Here is a 1,432-nt window from a genome sequence, read left to right as displayed (position 1 = left end):
TACTTGCTTGTGCTGCCCTCAATCCTATGACCCATTTGGGTATGCCTGATAGCTATGCCCATAATGCTTAAAACTGCTCCTGAGAGGGGGAGCATTTTGACCCCTTCATCATTCATGCAACAAAGCCGTTTGCGTTTAAAAAAGAATGAGTTAGTTGAATATCAAAAAAATAGTTGGATTAAATTAAATGATTTAGGTCTAGTACCTGGAGTGTCTTTATTTATTAAAGGAATTAAAGTCACGAATAATCGTGGTTTTATAAGTTTTAATGTTGCCGCTAAATGGAAACGTAAACTTAACGGAGTAGCCCCAAAAGAAGGATGGTTTATTTTGACAAATTTGGATAGCTTAAATTCGGCTATTTCAGCTTACAAACAAAGATTTGATTCGTTGGCGAAGCCTGGCGAGCGAAGCGAGGCATGGAAATGTTTAGAGATTTTAAGACAGGTGGTTATAATTTAGAAAAGACTAACGTTGAAGGTAAACGCTTTATTTATCTAGTTTTATTGATGACTATAGCTTATACTTCTGCAACTATTCAAGGTCATAACATTAAACGTAAAGGAATCCAAAACTATGTGGTTCGTGTAAAATAATCTGGCCGATTGGAGAGAAGACATAGCAGTTTTTACGTTGGTTTATATGGTCAAACCTGGGTTAACTTCAAAGATGTTTGTCTAGAATTAGTAACCGAATTAATGAGACGCGCATCCTAATAAGCGATGCAGCGCGGTCTTGGGGAGGCAGTGCGGTCTTGGGGGTTCCCCCCATGAGCAACTGCCGTGGTTTCCCCCATGAGCGACTGCATCAAGACACGAAAGTATTATCAACGAGGTCTAAGGGCTAGATTACTTATATAGCCAAAAAAGGGATAGTTAGGACATAATGGTAACATATAGCGGTTTGCACTTAACTTAGTTACAATAACAACAATAATAAAAAAGTTTTTTAATTTGTTCTTTAGTCAAATAATCACAACAATCAACTAGACCTTTTTCTAACTCATCTCTAGTCATCGGGACTAATGAACGTAAATATTATTTCAAAATAAACCAAAATTTTTCCCTCGGATTAAAATCGGTAGAATAAGGAGGTAAAAAGAAAACGCTAGCTCCAACTGTAGATAATATTTCTACAACTTTTTGGTTTTTATGGGTGGGAAAATTATCCATAATTACCACAGCGCCAGGCCATAATGATGGTGCTAAAACTGGTTTTCTATAAGTTAGAAAACCTTGAGGATTCATCGAACCATTTAAGGTCATAGTACCTAAGATTGCTTGGTAGGAAAGTGCACTGATTATTGCAGGGTAATCGCATCTAATTTGGTATAAATCGTACTTGACAAACTACAGGGAGTATAGGTATGATAGCCAGTCAGTGTTCAAGGTTGTCCCAGAGCGGATGTTGCGGTTAACCGTTGGATTTGCCA

The 1,432-nt window shown here is 37.5% G+C and carries 1 protein-coding gene and 1 pseudogene; one reads left to right on the top strand and one right to left on the bottom strand.

Annotation, left to right across the window (positions count from 1 at the left end; translation table 11 throughout):
- Nucleotides 1-132: 132 nt before the first annotated feature.
- Nucleotides 133-689, top strand: a pseudogene (locus tag F6K53_RS42345) (IS4 family transposase); the annotation flags it as partial.
- Nucleotides 690-1,037: 348 nt separating this feature from the next.
- Here F6K53_RS42345 and F6K53_RS42340 read toward each other — a convergent pair.
- The gene (locus F6K53_RS42340; protein ID WP_293030485.1) at nucleotides 1,038-1,325 is read right to left on the bottom strand and encodes a transposase; all 288 of its coding nucleotides are present in this window, start codon (nucleotides 1,323-1,325) and stop codon (nucleotides 1,038-1,040) included.
- Nucleotides 1,326-1,432 lie beyond the last annotated feature (107 nt).

Source organism: Moorena sp. SIO4A1, from assembly GCF_010672065.1.
Taxonomy (GTDB): domain Bacteria; phylum Cyanobacteriota; class Cyanobacteriia; order Cyanobacteriales; family Coleofasciculaceae; genus Moorena.
This window is presented reverse-complemented; position numbering and strand designations above follow the sequence as displayed.